Annotated in this window: 16 protein-coding genes, 1 tRNA gene and 1 pseudogene; 6 read left to right on the top strand and 12 right to left on the bottom strand. The window is 70.3% G+C overall.

Translation table 11 applies throughout. The features are described from left to right. Nucleotides 1-992 precede the first annotated feature (992 nt). Both ACZ6N8_RS15070 and ACZ6N8_RS15065 read right to left on the bottom strand, forming a co-directional pair. Nucleotides 993-1745: a hypothetical protein gene (locus ACZ6N8_RS15070; protein WP_466010350.1), complete on the bottom strand. Its 753-nt coding sequence runs from the start codon at nt 1743-1745 to the stop codon at nt 993-995. A 123-nt stretch (nt 1746-1868) separates the two neighbouring features. Continuing rightward, nucleotides 1869-3575, bottom strand: coding sequence for an outer membrane protein assembly factor BamB family protein (locus tag ACZ6N8_RS15065; RefSeq protein ID WP_466010348.1), 1707 nt, complete (start codon nt 3573-3575; stop codon nt 1869-1871). A gap of 675 nt (nt 3576-4250) precedes the next feature. Here ACZ6N8_RS15065 and ACZ6N8_RS15060 point away from each other — a divergent pair. From ACZ6N8_RS15060 to ACZ6N8_RS15050, 3 genes and pseudogenes are all read left to right on the top strand, one after another. Beyond that, a pseudogene (locus ACZ6N8_RS15060) lies at nt 4251-5496 on the top strand (IS256 family transposase). A gap of 468 nt (nt 5497-5964) precedes the next feature. Beyond that, nucleotides 5965-6216, top strand: a complete 252-nt coding sequence (locus tag ACZ6N8_RS15055) for a PfkB family carbohydrate kinase (protein WP_466010346.1) — start codon at nt 5965-5967, stop codon at nt 6214-6216. A 473-nt stretch (nt 6217-6689) separates the two neighbouring features. After that, entirely contained in the window at nt 6690-7031 is a 342-nt protein-coding gene (locus tag ACZ6N8_RS15050) for a 5-formyltetrahydrofolate cyclo-ligase (protein ID WP_466010345.1), read from the top strand. Between the two features lie 302 nt (nt 7032-7333). On the opposite strand, the gene ACZ6N8_RS15045 is transcribed toward ACZ6N8_RS15050, so the two are convergent. Next, nucleotides 7334-7405 (bottom strand) — tRNA-Val (locus tag ACZ6N8_RS15045). Between the two features lie 50 nt (nt 7406-7455). Then, nucleotides 7456-8034: a TIGR02611 family protein gene (locus ACZ6N8_RS15040; protein ID WP_466010343.1), complete on the bottom strand. Its 579-nt coding sequence runs from the start codon at nt 8032-8034 to the stop codon at nt 7456-7458. A gap of 272 nt (nt 8035-8306) precedes the next feature. Between ACZ6N8_RS15040 and ACZ6N8_RS15035 the strand changes: the two genes are divergently transcribed. Then, nucleotides 8307-8738 carry an SsgA family sporulation/cell division regulator gene (locus ACZ6N8_RS15035; protein WP_007457244.1) on the top strand — a complete coding sequence of 144 codons (432 nt, stop codon included), beginning with the start codon at nt 8307-8309 and terminating at the stop codon, nt 8736-8738. 114 nt (nt 8739-8852) lie between these two features. On the opposite strand, the gene ACZ6N8_RS15030 is transcribed toward ACZ6N8_RS15035, so the two are convergent. Beyond that, nucleotides 8853-9629 carry a glucose 1-dehydrogenase gene (locus ACZ6N8_RS15030; RefSeq protein WP_466010341.1) on the bottom strand — a complete coding sequence of 259 codons (777 nt, stop codon included), beginning with the start codon at nt 9627-9629 and terminating at the stop codon, nt 8853-8855. A 200-nt stretch (nt 9630-9829) separates the two neighbouring features. On the opposite strand from ACZ6N8_RS15030, the gene ACZ6N8_RS15025 reads away from it, so the two are divergent. Continuing rightward, nucleotides 9830-10822, top strand: coding sequence for a helix-turn-helix domain-containing protein (locus ACZ6N8_RS15025; RefSeq protein ID WP_466010387.1), 993 nt, complete (start codon nt 9830-9832; stop codon nt 10820-10822). A gap of 7 nt (nt 10823-10829) precedes the next feature. Then, nucleotides 10830-11285, top strand: coding sequence for an RrF2 family transcriptional regulator (locus ACZ6N8_RS15020; protein WP_030333674.1), 456 nt, complete (start codon nt 10830-10832; stop codon nt 11283-11285). A gap of 15 nt (nt 11286-11300) precedes the next feature. Here ACZ6N8_RS15020 and ACZ6N8_RS15015 read toward each other — a convergent pair whose 3' ends face one another. From ACZ6N8_RS15015 to ACZ6N8_RS14985, 7 genes are read right to left on the bottom strand one after another with little or no spacing between them, the layout of a single operon-like run. Next, nucleotides 11301-12266, bottom strand: coding sequence for an acetylxylan esterase (locus ACZ6N8_RS15015; RefSeq protein ID WP_466010339.1), 966 nt, complete (start codon nt 12264-12266; stop codon nt 11301-11303). A gap of 46 nt (nt 12267-12312) precedes the next feature. Further along, the gene (locus ACZ6N8_RS15010) at nt 12313-12993 is read right to left on the bottom strand and encodes an N-acetylmannosamine-6-phosphate 2-epimerase (protein WP_466010338.1); all 681 of its coding nucleotides are present in this window, start codon (nt 12991-12993) and stop codon (nt 12313-12315) included. Continuing rightward, nucleotides 12990-13925, bottom strand: a complete 936-nt coding sequence (locus ACZ6N8_RS15005) for an ROK family protein (protein ID WP_466010336.1) — start codon at nt 13923-13925, stop codon at nt 12990-12992. Before ACZ6N8_RS15005 ends, ACZ6N8_RS15010 begins: the two co-directional genes overlap by 4 nt. Before the next feature lie 2 nt (nt 13926-13927). Beyond that, on the bottom strand, nt 13928-14866 hold the full coding sequence (locus tag ACZ6N8_RS15000; protein WP_466010334.1) for a dihydrodipicolinate synthase family protein: 939 nt from the start codon (nt 14864-14866) through the stop codon (nt 13928-13930). Next, on the bottom strand, nt 14863-15936 hold the full coding sequence (locus ACZ6N8_RS14995) for an oligopeptide/dipeptide ABC transporter ATP-binding protein (protein WP_466010332.1): 1074 nt from the start codon (nt 15934-15936) through the stop codon (nt 14863-14865). Before ACZ6N8_RS14995 ends, ACZ6N8_RS15000 begins: the two co-directional genes overlap by 4 nt. Next, nucleotides 15933-17891 (bottom strand): dipeptide/oligopeptide/nickel ABC transporter permease/ATP-binding protein, encoded by a 1959-nt coding sequence (locus ACZ6N8_RS14990; RefSeq protein WP_466010330.1) that lies wholly within the window; start codon nt 17889-17891, stop codon nt 15933-15935. The genes ACZ6N8_RS14995 and ACZ6N8_RS14990 overlap by 4 nt, the downstream gene beginning before the upstream one ends. After that, entirely contained in the window at nt 17891-18847 is a 957-nt protein-coding gene (locus ACZ6N8_RS14985; RefSeq protein WP_466010329.1) for an ABC transporter permease, read from the bottom strand. The genes ACZ6N8_RS14990 and ACZ6N8_RS14985 overlap by 1 nt, the downstream gene beginning before the upstream one ends. Between the last annotated feature and the right edge of the window lie 55 nt (nt 18848-18902).

Below are 18902 nucleotides of genomic sequence, written 5' to 3'. Positions count from 1 at the left end.
TCCGGCATCGCGAACCTCCACAACATCATCCTCACCGGCTGACCAACGGCCCCGCCCCAGACAACGCCTTCACCCAGTTACGAGACGTCCCTTAGGTGCACGTCGCGATTCATCGCACGGCTGGTTCACCTACTCCGGCGGCGATCAAACCGAGGAAACCAGCCTGCCCCGCGTGGCAGTGTCCATAAGGGTCACTATGGTGTTCGACTTGGGCAGGCTCCCCAGGTCCGCATCTCAACCCGACGACGTCTGACGAGTTCGAACGCGCTCAGCTTGTCACCAACGGACGGCGTTGACGACCATCCGCGGCTAAGCACGGACCCGGCCGGTCCATCACACGCCCGATAAGGCAGCGCCGTTCCGTGGTCAGTACGACGTCCGAGAGGACCTGAGCCTGCGACACACGGTTTAGGAAACCGATGCTCTATCCCCTGAGCTACGAGGGCGCGAGGGCACAGGTCTAGCGACCTGGGGGGGTCACCTGGGGTGGCAGGGAGTGGCCCACGTTCACCCGCGTCACCCGGACCCGTGTTCTCCCAGCCCAGGACCACAGCTCGAGCACACGAACCCCGGTTTGCGACCGGCGGTCGGTCGCGGTGACCCGCGTTGGCACCGGTTCACCCGGGTTGGCATCCGCTGGAGAGCACACACCGCGCACATCATCGATGATCAACAACGCTTCGTCCGCATGCCCACAGTCGGCGCCACCATCGGAGACCGGGGAGTGCTCACCCCGGGGTCGCTGGGACCCGCCGCGAGTCCGACCATGACGGTGCCCCAAGCGTCCGCACATGGCCGATGAGCGGCCATCTGATCAAGTCGTCGTTATCAATTCGCCGCCTTGATCAAGAAGACCGCCGACTGAGACAGGGCGGTGCGTCGGGGCGTACGAGCCTGTCAGGAGGCGCGGCTCTCCGACTGGCGAACGCTCTCCTTGCGAGGGGGATCAGGCAGGGACGTTGCTTTTGCCCCCGCGGCGCAGGGCGGGCGGGTTAGCTCGCGTCCTGGTAGAAGCGTCCGCCGGACTCCTGGTACCGCACGCCGTACGTCTTCGCCGCGCCGGTCAGGGAGAACTCCGCATCGTCCGGGACCTGCGCGATGTCCTGATAAAGGCCTCCGTTGGCGTCGAGGTAGCTGGTGACGGTGGCACCGGAGCCGTCAATGTGATCGATGGCGAAGACCCATCGGTAGCCGTGCAACCGGGCGGACGCTGAGATCCGCAGGGTCTCTCGCTGCTCGACCGTGACGTCTAGGTCGCGGCCGTCGAAGTACGGCTTCTTGTCACTGATCAGCGCCCTTGGTGGCGTATCGAGGTCGAGCTCTACCGCGCGCGCCGGCGGGTCGCCGCCGCAGTATGTCCGCAGCTCGGTGCCGGCCAGATTCTGGGTGGTCTCGAGCCGCGCCACGCGGACGTCCAGGATCCGGGTGGGACGTTGCAGCCGGCCAGTGAAGACGATCTCGATGGTGATTGTGCCGATCGGACTGGCGTGCTGCCGCTGGAGGAAGTCGTCGAAGCTCGGCCCGCCCCTGTCGATGGAGAGCAGCTCCGCAGCCTCGGTCTGCGGGTCGAGCGTGCGGCCGATGGCGTAGCTCTGCCCGCACTTCGGGATCCTCCGGACGGCAGGCTCGAATCCGCTGCCGGGAGTCGGCGTTGGCTCCGGCGGCGGAGGCACGGACCGATTGACATACGCCGTGACTCCGGCGACAGCAGCGGCCGTGACCACAACGCCCAGGGTGGTGATCATCCAGGTGCTCAGGCGCCGCCACCAGGCTTGGCCCCGATCGTCCGGGGTGCTGGTCGCCGCCGGGGCGGTGCGTCGTCGCGGGGAGCGTCGCCGCTTGCTCATGATCATCCTTCCTCGGCCGTGCTACGCCGAACATCCTGGGCTGACGCCTGGATCGGCCAGGCTGTCCGCCACCGATCCGCCGAGCGTCTGCAGGGGAGTGCTGTCGCCGAGTGTCTCGACCGTGGCAACGCATCGGCCTACGGCGAACGACAGGCGGACGCGTTTCATCAGGTCGACCCCGGGGTTCGTGCCGTCCCATTGCAATGCCGGGTGCCGTTCCTTGCCGACGGTGACCGCGACGGTGTTCTGGCTAGTCTTACCGTCGACTACCCGCCGGGCCTCATCGGCGGCATCTGCCAGCCAGCTCACCGAGACGATCACCTCAGTGCCGTCAATGGACGGGGGGAGGTAGTGGCAACGTGTCGGGGCGGGTAGCTCGGCTCCGGGGAGCTGCGATGGCTCCGCCTTCAGGGCGGGTGTCACACCGGGGTACGCGGACCGGTACTGGGCGGCGGAGAGGAGCCGGCACGCGTCGGGCCACTGGTCCGCGCTCACCCGGGTACCGAGGAATCCCGAGGAGTGGCCGGTTACTCGTAGCGCCGTGAGTCGGCTCTGGCCGTTGGGACCGTAGGTCAGGTAGAGGGTTCCGTCCGCGCCGGTGCCAATCACCTCAACGTCGCCACGCCCCGTCGCGGATAGCGTCATGTCACCGGACCGCCCGTCAATCAGCGCGATGACGGCGGGCCACAGAAGGGGCACGACACCGACGACGTACAGGATTCCGCCAGCGAACCGATACGAGTAGGTGCTATCTCCCCAGGAATTGTGCTCGGCCGGGAACGGTAACGCTCGTTCCCATACGGCATGGCCAGAGGCCGGGTCGACCAAGCTGAGGGTGAGCCTGCCGCCGTCGTCCTTCTGTAGGAGCAGCCCGTCCGATCCGGAATCTCCAATGAAGTGAACCGGAGCCAACCCGGGTGCGAGCGGCACCGGTTTTCCGTCGGATGCCGCAAAGACCTGGCCAGGACCGAGAGCGGCGACCATCGGGGATTCCCCGGCCATCACCACGGCGACGCGGGCCGCGCCCTGTTCCGGATCCGCAGGGTCCGCTCCTTTCCGATCCCACTTGATCGGCTGCGACCACCGCTGTGCCCCGGAGCCGCCGTCGAGAACGCGCAGCGACTGGTCGTCGTCGCAGGTCACCGTCACGGCGACAATCCCGGCTGCAGAGGCCTCGTCCCTGATGAGGCATCCTTCTTGGGGGGACCACCTCCACGCGGTGGAACCGTCGGCGACGTTGAGACGAAATAGGGTGCCATCACACGTCGCGGTCAACCCGTCGGAGTCATCTTCGTCCAGTTTGGGTCCGTCCTCGCCGCAGCCGCCTTCGGCGGTCCACTGCCATCTCTCGGCTCCGGTGTTGGCGTCGAGCGCGATGACGCCAGCGTTGGTCTCCAGTACGATCAGGTCGCCGACTAGGCGCGGACTCCCATACGCTTTTGGCCTTGCACGCCAGGCCAGGTCGCCCGTGGACAGCCGCACCCCGTAGACCGGGGCGTTGCCGTACGGCGAGACCGTGGTTTGGAAGGCGAGGCCGCTGGCGGTAGTCGCCAACGTTCCGTCCGGGTTCGTCACCCAGGTGACGTGGGCAGTGACCGCCCACCGCACGGTGCCACGCGCGGAGTCGACGACCTGCAGCCGGTTCGGCTCGTCCGGCCCAACGCCGTAGTCGGTGAGCGCAATGCTTGCGGAACTCTCATCGATGGCGGTCCCGCTGTACTCGCCCACCGGAAGCTCCCACGAGGAGACGATCCCACCCACGGGAAGCACATCTCGCTTGGCGTCCGGCCGGCTGCCCGACGACCTGTCCCGGCGAACGACCACCAACACCACAGCGGCGATCACCAGTAGCGCCGCCGTGCAGGAAGAAACCGCAACGGCGATACGCGGAGACCCTCTGAGAGACATGGCCTCAACGTGATCCACCCGGCCTGCGGCGGCTAGCGAAGTGTCGCCTTCTGGACTCTGATGTAGGACGTCCGTCCGGCTCGTGCCAGTGCTGGCCGACAGGACTTCCGACCGCTCCTCCGCCTCGGCTACCAAGTAGCCGGCATCCGAACTACCGCTGTCCACTCGGGATAGGCTTGGGATGCTGCGATTAGGGATCGTTATCGTGCTCGGTTCCAAAGCGGTGACGCGGCCGACGCGTCCAGGACTGCTCGCTCAAGTTTCACTGCAGCTTGCCGGTCCTCCGTCACAGCCCATTTGATATGCAGGTCGGCCCAGTGCAAGGCGTCTTGCGCCCAAGCCGCCGCGCGCTTGGGCTGGCCACCGATGAGTTGCTCAAGGGGTTGCGTCCACGGAAGTGGTGTACGACTTGCCCGTGATGGGCGTGTTGCGTAGATAGGAGACGGCCATCGCGTGATCCTTCGAGACGACCAAGTCATGAAGGAGAGGAACGCGATGGCCGCATCAGAGAGTGTGAACCCTGTTGACCTGCTGCGCGAGCAGGTCGAGGGCGCGTCGCCTGACGTGTTGCAGGCGATGATCAAGACGTTCGCGCAGGCGGTGATGTCCGCGGAGGCGGACGCGATCTGCGGCGCCGGGTATGGACAGCGCAGCGATGAGCGGGTCAACTCCCGCAACGGTTACCGGCAGCGCGAGTGGGACACCCGGGCCGGGACGATCGACCTGGCGATCCCGAAGCTGCGCCAGGGCTCCTATTCCCGGACTGGCTGCTGACGCATCGCCGGCGGGCGGAGCAGGCCCTGGTGTCGGTGGTGGCGACCTCGTATCTGCTGGGAGTGTCGACCCGGCGGGTGGAGAAGCTGGTCGAGCAGCTCGGGATCCGGCAGCTGTCGAAGTCGCAGGTCTCGGAGATGGCGCAGCATCTGGACGCGCAGGTCGAGGCGTTCCGCAACCGGCCCCTCGACGCCGCCCACTACACGTTCGCTGTGGATGGACGCGCTGACGATGAAGGTTCGCGAGCACGGCCGAACCGTCAACGTCCACGCCCTGATCGCTGTCGGCGTCAACGCCGACGGAGGGCGCGAAGTGTTAGGCCTCGACGTCGCCTCGGACGAGGACGGCGCCGGCTGGCTGGCGTTCCTACGCAGCCTGACCGCCCGAGGCCTGACCGGCGTCCGCCTGGTCATCTCTGATGCCCACGCCGGCTTGGTGCAGGCCATCGGGGCGGCCCTGCCCGGAGCGTCGTGGCAGCGGTGCCGCACCCACTACCTGCGCAACCTGCTGACGAAGGTGCCGAAGTCGGCGCAGCCGTGGATCGCCACCCTGGTCCGCACGATCTTCGACCAGCCCGACGCCGACGCCGTCCACGCCCAGTTCCAGCGGGTCGTCGCCACGATCGAGGGCCAAATTCCCGGCTGCGGCCGAGCACCTCGACGCCGCCCGCGACGACCTCCTCGCCTTCACCGGCTTCCCGCGCGAGATCTGGCGTCAGATCTGGTCGAACAACCCGCAAGAACGCCTGAACAAGGAAATCCGCCGCCGCACCGACGTCGTCGGGATCTTCCCGAACCGACCCGCGATCATCCGCCTCGTCGGTGCCGTCCTGGCCGAGCAGACCGACGAGTGGACCGAAGGGCGCCGCTACATGGGCCTGGACCTACTCGCCAAAGCCCGCCTGATCACCGTCGACACAGACCAACACGACACCGACCAGACCGACCCGACATCGATCGCCGCATAGCATCAGACCGGATCCCGCGATGGCCGTCTCCTACACCACCAGCGCGGACGTGACCTCGTGGCGACAGGGCCGGATCGGAAATGGGTGCCGCCGCCGACAGAGAAAGCAGAGCGAACTGGCAGTGGCTGACCGCCCATAGGCGGTCGACGGTGGCGAGCCAATCTCACTGGCTCGCCGCCGCTCTCTTGTGTGGGGCTGCGTGCCCGCCGGGCCACCATGATGGTCAGCTACGACCCGAACTGCCAGCCCTCCCTGATTGATGGTGAGCGGAGCAAGGTCCGGCGCCGCGTCGAGGATCTGGCGGCGATAAGCGACGTCGTGAAGGTCAGCCTGGATGACCTGACCTGGCTGCACCCGGAATGCGCGCATGCCTGGCTGGGCGGAAGTGGCTGGGTCTGGGTCCCACCCTCGTGGTCGTCACCTTGGGCGACGGCGGGGCCTGGGCGGTCACCCGACGTGGTAGGGCGCGTGGACACCCGACCGGTGCAGGTCATGGACAACGTCGGGGCCGGTGACGCGTTCACGGCTGGCCTGCTGGCCGCGCGCAGCGAGCGGGGCCCGTCGGCGCCGCGCACCGAGCAGCTCTACGTGATGTCGACCGCGACACCCTCACCGCTGTCCTTACGAGCGAAGGCCGCGCACGTCGCCGCTCTGACCTGCGGTCGGCGGGGAGCGGATCCGCCGCGCCATGCCGAGCTGGCCCCCAGTCGACTGCCGTGACTGCCTGACGGTGCATAGCTCCGGCGCTGACCGATTCCAACCGGCATGCAGCGCCGAGGCCTGCAGTGCTCGCGACTACCGATGCCTATCGACCGTCGACTCGGCATTGACGGCGTGGTAAGGCAGTCCGCTCGGCGACGGGTCTGGGACCTCCTTGAACGCGGAGGTGCCGCGCCCTCGGCCGTTCACGATCACATCCCTGACTTCACCGACAAAGTAGACGCCGTAGCCTAGCTCACAGCTTTGAATGTCTGGAAGCAGGCACAGGTCATCAAGTGCAACGCCGACACCGCCCAACTGGCCGCGCGAGTACGCGCTCTCCAACAGGGCAAGCTGCTTCACATGGCGGCCCCGCGACCCGCCACACCGAAGCCCTTCTACCTGCTCGACCCGACCGTTCTATCCGTTCTGTAGGAGGCTGGCGCCACCAGCACCGGCGCACGCGACCTCGCCCCCCCATGACCATGCTTCCAGTGGACCTGATCGTCTGCGGCAGCGTCGCCGTCAGCCGGCGGGACGACGTACGAATCGGCAAGGGCGCGGGCTACCCCGATCTGGAGATCGCGCTCCTCACCGAGGCTGGACTTGTCACCAAGGGCACCGCCATCGCCACCACCATCCACCAGATCCAACTCATCGACGAGGCCCCCAGCCACGACGTCAACGTCGATCTTGCGATCACCCCAACGAGGTCTCACCTGCACGGCGGATCGAGATCGACCGGCAGGCATTCGGGAAAGGTCTCCGTCAAGATCAGCACATCCATCCTGATTCTGGGCGGCACACGGTGGCAAGACGCCCAGCACAACCCCTAACAGGGCCGCATCAACGCTGGCTTGGCGTCGAACCCGTGGTCTGGCAGGCCAGCTGCGGGAACTCCAGTTGCTGCGGGCCGCGGGAGATGCGGTGTCAAGCCCGGTCGCGAGTGGAGTTTGCCAATCGACGGATTGCAGCCCGGGCACGCCGATGAGCGCCCGCCGAGCGCCGTAGGGAATTGCCAGGCAACCATGGTCGGGAGCGCCGTGCTCCCAATCTGCTCCCAATCTAAGGGGCAACAGCGCAGAAGCCCGTTACCGATTGATCCGGCAACGGGCTTCTGACCTGCATGAACTGAGAGTGGGCGATGCTGGTATCGAACCAGCGACCTCTTCGGTGTGAACGAAGCGCTCTCCCACTGAGCTAATCGCCCTCAGCGCCGTTGACTCTACCCGATCGTGGATCCGGACCGGAAATCCGGGGTCAGTGCGTCGCGAGGTAGTGCATGGCTTCGGCCACCACGTCGATGCCGAGGCTGTACTTGAGGGACAGCCAGACGACGGTGCCCACGAAGATCAGGCCGACGGCGCCGAGCACGGCTCGCACCGCCAGCGACTGTCGGGTCACCCATCGTGTCCATCCGTGGACGTGTCGGCGGGTGAAGCCGAGCAGGCGGCGGGCCCAGTGGAATTCGACGGCCCAGATGCCGAGCCCGGCGATGACCAGCAGCCAGCCCGGCCCGGGTAGCGGGATGAGGGCGACGCCGATGGTCACGACGAGCGCCCCGGCGATCGCGATGAAGATCTTGAGGGTGATCCGGCCTGTGGGGTTGGCGCGGATGAGGTCGAGGGTCATCGAGATCCGCTGGCGCCAGTGGGGGCGCTGCGGCGGATCCCCGACGACGAGGACGCCACCGGAACGACCCTCGTCGGGTGTCGTCCGTCCGGGTCGTCCGGGCTGCTCCTTCGGCACTGCGTACCCCCGCTTTTCGGCTGCTCGGACCGCGACGTTCGGCGGGCCGGACGCCGCTGGCTCTTCCACTGAGGATTGTTTCGCGGCCATTTCACCCCCAGTGTCGCTCGGGCCCGTCACTGCAACGCCCGACTGGACGTTACCGGAGTAAGTCGACGACTGAACCACCCGATGCCGGGCGGGATCACGCACTGGGCAGAACCGGAAATCCTACATGAATCCTCACATTCACGCGGCCTTTCCGTCCCCCTTCCCACCACTGGGTGAAGTCAGCGTATGGCGGAGCGTAGCCAGGAGTAGCACCTGAGTATGGGAAAAGCGGGACACGCGCGTTCCGCAGCGGTGCCGGGGGGAGAACGTCCATGAGTGTCATCCGACCGACGACCGTAGAGGTCGAGACGTCGCTAAGGCTCGTCGCACCTGACGCCACCGCCTTGCCGGTGCGTGCCAGTCTGCGCTACGACCCTGCTGACCCGTATGCGGTCCATGTCCTGTTCCATGCCGAATCGGCGGGGGGCGAGGCGGTGAGTTGGTCGTTCGCACGCGAACTGCTGGTCACCGGCCTGGACGAGCCGGCCGGCATCGGGGATGTGCGGGTCTGGCCCTGGGCCACCCCGCGCGGGGACTTCGTCGCGCTGGCCCTGTCGTCACCGGACGGCAACGCCCTCTTCGAGGTGCCGCGCAGCGTCCTGGTGCGATTCCTTCGACGGACGTACGTCGTCGTCCCGCGCGGCCGCGAGGCCGAGCACCTGGACGTCGACACGGCGGTGAACCGGCTGCTCGCCGGTCGCTGAGCACCGCCGGAAAGGGAAACACCGGCCACACCGGGGCCGCGCGGATCTGCCGAGTCCGCGCGGCCCCGGCACACCCAGGGGTACGCGGACAGCCCGCCCCGGGGCGGCCGGTGCTCAGCCGCGCGTGGTGATGCCGCCGTCCACGGGGATGACCGCGCCGGTGAGGTAGGCGCCGGCCCGTGACGAGAGGTAGATGGCGGTTCCGGCCATGTCCTCGGGGCGGCCGATGCGGCCCAGCGGCACCTGCTGTTCGATGCTGGCGCGGCTCTCCGGGTCGTTGAGCGCGAACGCCATCATCTTGCTCTCGAACGGGCCGGGCGCGATGGCGTTGACGGTGATCTGCTCGCCGGCCAGCTGGTGGGCGAGGCCACGGGTGAGCATGTGCACTGCCGCCTTGGTGGCCGAGTACGCGTACACCTCCATCCACGGCACGCGGATGCCGTCGATCGACCCGATGTTGATCACGCGGGCCGGGTCGTCGGCGCTGGCGGCGGCGCGCAGCGCCGGCAGCAGCGCCGTGGTGAGTCGGAAGACGGCCTTGACGTTGACCGCCCAGAGCTTGTCGAACGCGGACTCCGGGTACTCCTCCAGCGGCGCGCCCCAGGTGGCGCCGGCGTTGTTGACGAGCACGTCGAGTCGTCCGAAGCGGTCCCGTACGGCGGCGGCCAGCGCCTCGGCGCCGGCGTCGTCGCTCAGGTCGGCCGGGATGGCCTCGCAGCGGCCCTCGGCGGAGAGGTCCTTGGCGACCGCCTCGCAGACGTCCGCCTTGCGGGACGAGATGATCACGTGGGCGCCGGCCCGGACGAAGCCCTGGGCGATCATCAGACCGATCCCCCGCGAGCCGCCGGTGACCAGAACCGTCTTGCCTTCGACCGAGAACAGCTGCGTCATGCCCATCCCATCGCGAGTCGGCGGGTCCACCGGCGGTGTGGGCGGCCGGCGGGGCGCCGGGCGGACCGCGGACCGGACGGCGCTACCGCCGGGTAACGTAGCCCGGCCGCCCGGACCGGAACAAGCCCGCGGTTCCCATGACGACCATCTCGCCCGAGATGGGATGCGGTGACCTGCGGTTCGGGCTACCGTCGCAGGCGATGGTCCCCACCGAGCCCTCCCCCGCGCCATCGATCGGAACGGCGTCACCCGTCCCCGACGAGATCGCCACGTTCGCGTTAGCCGACCTGGCCCGCGACCGGGTCTGGCGTCGGCCGGTGCTCGTCGAACGGGAGTTGCTGATCCTCACCACCCGCGGGCACGGCGACGCCGAGCTGGATTTCCACCTGCTGCCGTGCCGACCGGGCACGCTGCTGCGGGTCCGCGCCGGTCAGGTGCTGCGCTGTCCCGGCCCGCAGTTCGACGGCACGGTGGTCGGCTGGGGCTCCGGGGCGTTGCGCGGGTTCGACGTCGACCCGGACGCCCCGGCGGCGTGGCGGCAGCTGGCCGGCGAGGACGAGGACGCGGTGATCACCGAGGTCAGCCAGTTGGCGGTGGACTGTCAACGGCACGGCGACAGCCCCGCCGGTCGTGCCCTGCTGCGCCACCAGCTCGCCGTGCTGCTGCTGCGACTGACCCTGCCCGACGCCGACCACACGCCGCCCCGGCCCGAGGTGGAGACGTTCCGCCGGTTCCGCCGCGAGGTGGAGCACGGCTACCAGCTCACCCGGCGGGTGGAGGACTACTCCGCCGCGCTCGGCTGCTCGGTGCGGACCCTCACCCGGGCCTGCCTGGCCGTCACCGGCAACAGCGCCAAACAGGTCATCGACGAACGGGTCGCGTTGCAGGCCGCCCGCCTGCTCGCCGCGACGGACGAGCCGATCGCCCAGATCGGCAGGCAGCTCGGTTTCTCCGAGCCCACCAACTTCGGCCGCTTCTTCACCCGGGAGGTCGGGATCAGCCCCGGCGCGTTCCGTGCCGCGCGGGACCACCCGCCCGCCGGCCGGGTGGTCCGACCCCGACCGCCGGCCGAGGGCCCCGGCGTCAACGGGGGGCGTTTCCGCCTCGGCGGCACCGGCGAACCGGCCAACGGCGGCCACGGCACCCGAACCGGGTCGCCCACCGGCCCGGGTGGCGGCACCGGCCGGGCATGATGGCAGGGTGCAGATCTCCGCGCGCGGCGACTACGCGGTACGGGCGGCGCTGAGCCTCGCCACCGCGTACCCCTCACTGCTGTCCACCCAGGCCATCGCCGCCGAGCAGGACATGCCCCGCAAGTTCCTGGAGGCCGTCCTGGCGGACCTGCGCCGCGCCGGCATCGTGCGCGCCCAGCGCGGCGCCGAGGGTGGCTACACCCTCGCGCGCCCGCCGCGCGAGGTGACCGTCGGCGCGGTGCTGCGCGCCGTCGAGGGCCCCCTCGCGGGAGTACGCGGGCTGCGCCCCGAGGAGACCCGGTACGAGGGGTCGGCGGAGAACCTGCCCGGCCTGTGGGTGGCGGTGCGCGCCGCCGTACGGCGGGTGGTCGACGAGGTGAGCCTCGCCGAGATCGTCAGTGGCCGGCTGCCCGCCCACGTGCGCAAGCTCACCGCCCTGCCCGACGCCTGGGAACCGCGCTGACGCCGGGCGACGCCCTCAGCGGCCGAAACGCTCGCGCAGCCAAGTGAGCTGTTCGACCTGCTGGTGCGCCGCACCACCCTCGTGGTCGTTGAACTCGTACACGCGCACCTCCTTGTCACCGCCGTAGCGGTGGTAGGCGGCGAAGCAGGTCGAGGGCGGGCAGGTCCGGTCCATCATGGCGATGGAGAACAGCGCCGGCGCGGTCGCGCGGGGCGCGAGCACCGCGGCGTCGACGTACGACAGGGTGCGGAACACCTGGCCGGCCCGGTCGCGGTACAGGGCGAGGTACTCGGTGATCTCGCCGTACGGGCCTGCTGCGGCGACCTGGACGCCGCGCCGGAAGTCGCACAGGAAGGGCACGTCGGGCATGACCGCCGCCACGCCGGGGACCAGCGCGGCCACCGCCAGTGACAGGCCGCCGCCCTGGCTGATGCCTGTGACGGCGACCCGGTCGGCGTCGACGGCGGGGTGCTCACCGGCGGCCTGGGCGAACCGCACCGCGTCGGTGATCAGCCTGCGGTAGTAGAAGTCGTCAGGGCTGGTGACGCCCCGGGTGAGGAAACCCGGGACGGTTCCCGCCGGATACCGGTCCGGGTCGGCGGTGGCGCCCGGCGCGGCACTCCAGCCCTGACCCCGGGTGTCCATGATCAGGTGGGCGAAGCCCGCCGCGGCCCAGAACAGCTTCTCGTGGGGCAGCCCACGGCCTCGGCCGTACCCGAGGTACTCCACGACGCAGGGCAACGGCCCGGTGGCGTCCGCCGGCAGGTGCAGCCAGCCGTGCACCGGCTCGCCGTCGTAGCCGGCGACGGTGACCGCGTGGGTGCGGATCTGGGTCAGGCCCGTGTCGACGGGCTCGTACGTCGCCGCCGCTGGTTCGTCGGCGCGCAGCGTCCGCTCCCAGAAGGCGTCCAGGTCCTCCGGAACAGCCAACTCGGGTCGGTACGTCCAGCACTCGTCGAGGGTGAGATCGCTCAAAGCCACAGCATGGCCTCCGTGACGGCAGGGTTGTCGGTTGGTGTGCGGTGCGCTACCGGGCGTCGGCCATCGCCGACGCGAACCAGCCGGTGATGGTGGTGGGGTGGGTGATCGCCGTACCCACGACCACCGACCACGCCCCGGCCCGCAGCGCCTGCGCCGCCTGGACCGGGGTGTGGATCCGACCCTCCGCGACCACCGGCACGTCGACGGCGGCGGCGAGGCGGGCGACCAGGTCCAGGTCGGGTCCGGGCTGCTTGGTGGTGTACGAGGTGTAGCCGGCCAGGGTGGTGCCGACCAGGTCGGCGCCCGCCGCGGCGGCGTCGATCCCCTCGGCGAGGGTGGAGCAGTCCGCCATCACCAGAGCCCCGGTCAGCTGATGGACGGCGGCGATGGTCTCGGCGAGGCTCCGACCGTCCGGCCGGGGCCGCGCGGTCCCGTCGAGCGCGACGACGTGCGCGCCGGCCCGGGCCACCGACAGCGCGTGCTCCAGCGTGGGGGTGATGAAGACGTCGTCGTCCCCGTCCTTCCACAGCCCGATCAGCGGCAGGTCGACCGCCTCCCGGATGGCCGCGATGTCCGCCAGACCCTGGGCGCGGATGCCTGCGGCTCCGCCCCGGGCGGCGGCGAGGGCCACCCGGCGCATCGTGTCCGGGGTGCGCATCGGCTCACCCGGGTACGCCTGGCAGGAGACGACGAGGCGGTGGCGGAGTCCTTCGATCAACGCGTTCATGAGATGCCCTTCCAGGCGAGTGTGGCGGCGCCGAGAAGTGGGGCGTCCGAGCCGAGGGTCGAGGCCAGCACGGGCACGTCGTCCAGGCTGGGCAGTGTCTCCCGGCGCACGGCGTCCCGCAGCGCCTGCCACCAGAGGTCGCCGAGGCCGGCGACGCCGCCGCCGATCACGACGGCGCCGGGGTCGAGCATGTTGACAAGTCCGCCGACCGCCGAGCCGACGGCGGCCCCGCCCATCAGGATCACCTCGCGGGCCGTGGCGTCGCCGTCCGCGGCCCGGGCGGCCACCGACCGCAGGTCGTCGACCCGCTGGCCGGTACGCCGCACGTACTCCTCGGTGAGGCCGGGCCCGGAGGCGATCGCCTCCAGGTGACCTTGCCCGCCGCAGGTGCAGGGCAACTGCCCGGCGTACGGCGAGGGTTGGTGGCCGGCGTGGCCGGCCGTCGAGTGGGCGCCGGTGAGCACGGCGCCGTCGATGACGAACGAGGCGCCGATGCCCGTGCCGACCGCGATGAAGAGCGTCGTCCCGTAGCCGGCCGCCACGCCGTGCCGGGCCTCACCGAGGGCGTGCGCGTGCACGTCGTTGATGACCGACACGGGTACGCCCAGCCGCTCCCGCAGTCGTCCACTCAGGTCCGTGCCGGCCCAACCGGCAAGGGCGTCGGTGGCCGAGAGCACCCGGCCCGTCAGGTGGTCGATCACGCCGGCGCTGCCGACACCGAGGGCACCGACGGGTGCCCCCGTCACCCTCGCCCGCAGGCGATCGACGAGATCCGCAGCGGTGTCGAGGATGGCTGTCGCACCCGCTCGACCGGGGGTCGCGGCGGTGAGCCGGTCGACGACCTCGCCGTCGCGCGTCACGATGGCGGCAGCCGTCTTGGTGCCCCCGATGTCGAGCGCGGCGACGACCGGGGGCATGCGAACCGTGGGCATGGCTAGACGAGCCCCGCCAGTTCCAGGTGGCCCCGCACCCGCGCCGTCTCGTCGGCGTCGAGCGGTCGCAGGGGCAGCGACACCGCGTTGCTGTCGATGACACCGAGCAGGGCCAGGGCGGTCTTGAACGCGCCCACCCCCCGGGTGGCCCCCGCCGCCGTCGCCGGATCGGCCGCGTCGACGATCCGGAACAGCCGGGTCAGGCGGTCCTGCTCCACGCGGGCGGCATCCCAGTCGCCGTTCACGCAGGCCCGGTGCAGGCGCACGTAACCGGCCGGGTCCACGTTGCCCAGCCCCGGGACGGAACCGGAGGCGCCGGCGAGCATCATCCCGTCGACCACCACCTCATGGCCCGTCAACAGGCTGAAGCCGACGTACGGCGCGCGGTCCGCGATCGCCAGCACCAGCTGGCGGAAGGAGACGTCGTCGCCGCTGGAGTCCTTCACGCCGGCGAGGACGCCCTCCGCGGCGAGCCGGCTCAGCAGGTCCGGGGAGAGCTTGGTGTGCACGCAGACCGGGATGTCGTACGCGAGCAGGGGCAGCTCGACCGACGCGGCGAGCGACCGGAAGTGCCGCTCGACCTCGTGCGGACCGACGATGGCGTAGAAGGGAGCGGTGGCCACCAGGCCGTCCGCGCCCAGACGCGTCGACGCGTCGGCCCGGTCGAGGACCCGGCGGGTGGTCGGCTCGATGCAGCCGGCGATGACGGGTACGGCGCCACCGACGGTCTTCACCACGGTCTCCAGGGCCTGGTCCCGCTGGCTGTCGGTGAGGAACACAGTCTCGCCGGAGCTGCCGAGGGCGAAGATGCCGTCGACGCCCGCGGCGAGCATCCGCTCGACGAGCCGCTCCAGGGAGGCGACGTCGACCGCACCCTCCTCGGTCAGGGGGGTGACGACCGGCGGCACGACTCCGGCGAACCGCGGGGCAGGGGTGGTCACACTGTCTCCTCGACATGTAGGGGGGTGGTACGGCCGGTCGACGCTCTGGCGAGCTCGACCAGCTCCGCGTTGCTCGATCCGGCGGGTACGGGGTGGTAGCACCGGAACTCGTGGGAACCGGCACCACCGCCGCCCGCTTCGGCTGGCGGCATCTCGGTGGCGCAGACGTCGGTGGCCTTCCAGCACCGGGTGCGGAACGGGCATCCGCTGGGTGGCCGGGTGGCGAGTGGGACCGGGCCGACGAGCGGGATGGGGTCCAGCGGCGAGAGCAGGCCCGGTGTGGCGGAGAAGAGCGCCCGGGTGTACGGGTGCTGGGCGACCTCCGGGAGCCCGGCGGCGGGCGTCTGCTCCACGATCCGGCCCAGGTACATGGTGACCACCCGGTCACTGATCCGCTTGACCGTCTGGATGTCGTGCGAGACGAACACCATGGCCAGTCCGAGGCGCTCCTTGAGGTCCAGGAGCAGGTTGAGGATCTGCGCCCGGACCGACACGTCGAGGGCGCTCGTGGGCTCGTCCGCGATGACCAGCCCCGGCTCCAGGGCCAGGGCACGCGCGATGGACACCCGCTGGCGTTGGCCGCCGGAGAGCTGGCTCGGCAGCACGTCGGCGACCGACCGGGGCAGGCCCACGAGGTTCATCAGCTCGGAGACCCGCTCCTCGCGTTCCCTGCGGGTGCCGCGACGGTGCACGTCCAGCGGGTCACGCAGGATGTCCCGGACGGGCATGCGCCGGTTCAGCGACGTGGCCGGATCCTGGAAGATCATGCCGACGCCCGCGCCGATGTGCATCCGGCGTTCCGCCGCGTTCATCGACCAGACGTCCTTGCCGGCGAAGGCGACCGAGCCGCTCGTCGGCCGTTGCAGGCCCACGAGCACCTTGGCCATCGTGGACTTGCCGCAGCCGGACTCGCCGACGACACCTATCGTCTCGCCGGCGCGGACGGTCAGGTCCGCGGCGGTGAGGGCGTACACCCGTTCGCGGCCGAACAGGCCGCCCCCGCGCGTGCGGTGGACGACGTGCACGTCGCGCAGCTCGACGATCGACTGGTTTGGGACTGACGCGCTCATCGGGCCAGCTCCTCTTCCCTGACGGTGACGGCCGGGTGGTGGCAGGCGTACCGGTGCTCGGCGGCGCCCTCCAGGCGGGGCGTCTCCTCCCGGCAGACCTCGGTGGCCATGGGGCAGCGGTCGGCGAACCGGCAACCCGACGGGAAGTCGGCCGGCGACGGCACCACACCGCGGATCTGGGTGAGCCGTTCCGCACCGGCCTCCAGGGAGAGCACGGAACCGAGCAGCCCACGGGCGTAGTGGTGCGCCGGTGCGCCGACCACGTCGGCGGTGACTCCGCTCTCGACGATCTGCCCGCCGTACATCACCACGACGCGGTCGGCGACATCGCTGACCAGCGCGAGGTCGTGGCTGACCAGGATCAGCGCGAAGCCCAGCTGGCCGCGCAGTCGCAGCAGCAGCTCCATGACCTGCGCCTGGACCGTGACGTCGAGCGCGGTCGTCGGCTCGTCGGCGATGATCAGGCTCGGGTCCCGGGACAGGGCCATGGCGATCACCACGCGCTGCCGCTGCCCACCGGAGAGTTCGTGCGGGTACGCGGACAGGGTGCGCTGCGCGTCCAGGCCCACCAGTTCCATCAGCTCCCGCGCGGAGCGGGTGCCGCCCCGGCTGATCATCTGGTCGAGCTGGGAGCCGATGCGCAGTGAGGGGTTCAGGGCCGAGAGGGCGTCCTGGTAGACCATCGCGATCTCGCGTCCCATCAGGGCACGCCGCCGCTTGGCGCTCATCGTCAGCAGGTCGTTGCCCTGGAACTGGACCTCGCCGCGGACCCGCGCGCCCTGCGGCAGCAGGCCCATCACGGCGAGGGAGGTCAGGGACTTACCGGAGCCGGACTCCCCCACCAGGCCGAGGACCTCGCCGGGGCGGACGTCGAAGGTCAGGCCGTCGACGATGTCGACGCCCCGGTGGCGCCCCTCGAACCCGATCGACAGGTTCCGGACCGCGAGGACCGGCTCTCCCTGCGGGAGCGGACGGGCGCGCTCGCGCAGCCGCTGCGCCGCCTCGGCCAGGCCGGGCAGCTGCACCACCTCGCCGGAGCCGGGCTGCGCCTCCTCCTGCGCGTCGCCGGCCTTGGTCGCGGTGGCCCGCCGCGCCGCCGGGGCGGCCCAGGCGTCCGACATCCCCTCGGAGAGCACGTTCAGGGCGAGCACGGTGAGCAGGATCAGCAGGCCGGGGAAGAACGTCGCCCACCAGCCGCCGATCTGCACCATCTCCTTACCGAAGGCGATGACCGAGCCCCACGAGGAGGCCGCCTCCTGGGGCGCCAGCCCGCCGCCGATGAACGACAGGGACGCCTCGAAGACGATCGCGTCGGCCACCATGACGGTGACGAAGACGAGGATCGGGGCGGCGCAGTTACGCAGGATGTGCCGCCAGAGGATGTGCGGTCGCCGGGCGCCGATGATCCGTTCGGCCGCGACGTAGTCCTCGCGGTACTGCGAGAGCACGTTGGCGCGCACGATACGCGCGATCGAGGGGACGAAGACGAAGCCGATCGCGACGACGAGGACCAGGAGGCTGTTCTTGCCGAACGAGATGATCAGCAGGGCGGAGAGCACGATGGCGGGGAAGGCCATGACGACGTCGAGGCAGCGCATCACCACCTCGTCGACAGCGGCTCGACTGGTTCCCGCCACCGCGCCCAGGATGGCGCCGACCACCAGGGCGATGCCGGCGCTGCCGAAGCCCACGATCAACGACCGTCGGGTGCCGGCGACCAGCCGCGAGAACACGTCTCGGCCGAGCTTGTCCAGGCCGAACCAGTAGTCGCCGTTCGGGCCGGTCAGCGCGGGACCGAGCCCGGCCTGCGCGGGGTCGTGCCGCAGGAGCAGCGGCGCGAAGATGCCCACCACGACGATGAGCAGGACGAAGCTCAGTGCGATCCGGGCCGTGACGCTGAGCCGTTTGAAGGCGATGCCGGGAGCCGACAGCCGGGCGGTGAGTGTTCGACGCATCAGTGGGCTCCGCGCAGTCGAGGGTTGGCGAAGAGGTAGAGGATGTCGACCACCAGGTTCACGAAGACGAAGCAGATGGCGATCGTCAGCACGGTCCCCTGCGCGAGGGCGGTGTCGTTCTGCTGCACCGCGCTCATGATCTGGGTGCCCATGCCGGGCAGCGAGAAGATGGCCTCGATGACGACGGTGCCGCCCAGCAGGTAGCCGATCCGCAGGCCCAGCACGGTGAGCGGGTTGACGAGCGCGTTGCGCAGCACGTTGCGTCCGACCACCACGCGGGGTGGCAGCCCGGCGCCGATCGCCGTACGCACGTAGTCCTTGTCGAGTTCCTCGACCATGGACGTCCGCACGATTCGGGCCAGTGAGCAGCCGACCGGCACGGCGAGAGCCAGCGCGGGCATGGCGAGGGACTGGAGCCAGAGGGAGAACGAGTCGCCGGGGTTGACGTACCCGCCGGTCGGGAAGACGGGGCGGCGGACCGACAGTTCCTGGATGAGCAGCAGGGCCAGCCAGAACGACGGCATGGCGATACCGGCCATCGAGACGAACCGGATGACCTGGTCGGGCCAGCGGTCGCGGTACAGCGCGGCGGGGATGCCGAGGGCCAACGCGATGACGAGCGCGCCGACGATGCCGAGGGCCGTCAGCTGGATCGTCAGCGGCAGCGCGGTGGCGATCTTGTCGGCGACCGGGACGGACGGCGGGAAGGTCACGCCGAGATCGCCCCGGAGCAGGTCGCCCAGGAAGTGCAGGTACCGCAGGGGCAGCGGGTCGTCGAGCCCGTTGGCGGCCTTGAACGCGGCCACCTGCGCGGGGGTCGCCTGATCGCCGAGGACGGACAGCGCGGGATCGATCGGGGAGAACTGCATGATCACGAAGACGAAGATCGTGATGCCCAGCACCAGGGGTATCAGGGTCAGGAGTCGTCGCGCGACCAGACTCAGAACGCTCAGCATGGTGTCTTTCTCTCGTCGAGGGCCGCCGGGGCGTCCCGCCCAGCCCGAGGGGTGG

The sequence above is a fragment of the Micromonospora sp. NPDC047521 genome (genome assembly GCF_055587305.1).
This window is presented reverse-complemented; position numbering and strand designations above follow the sequence as displayed.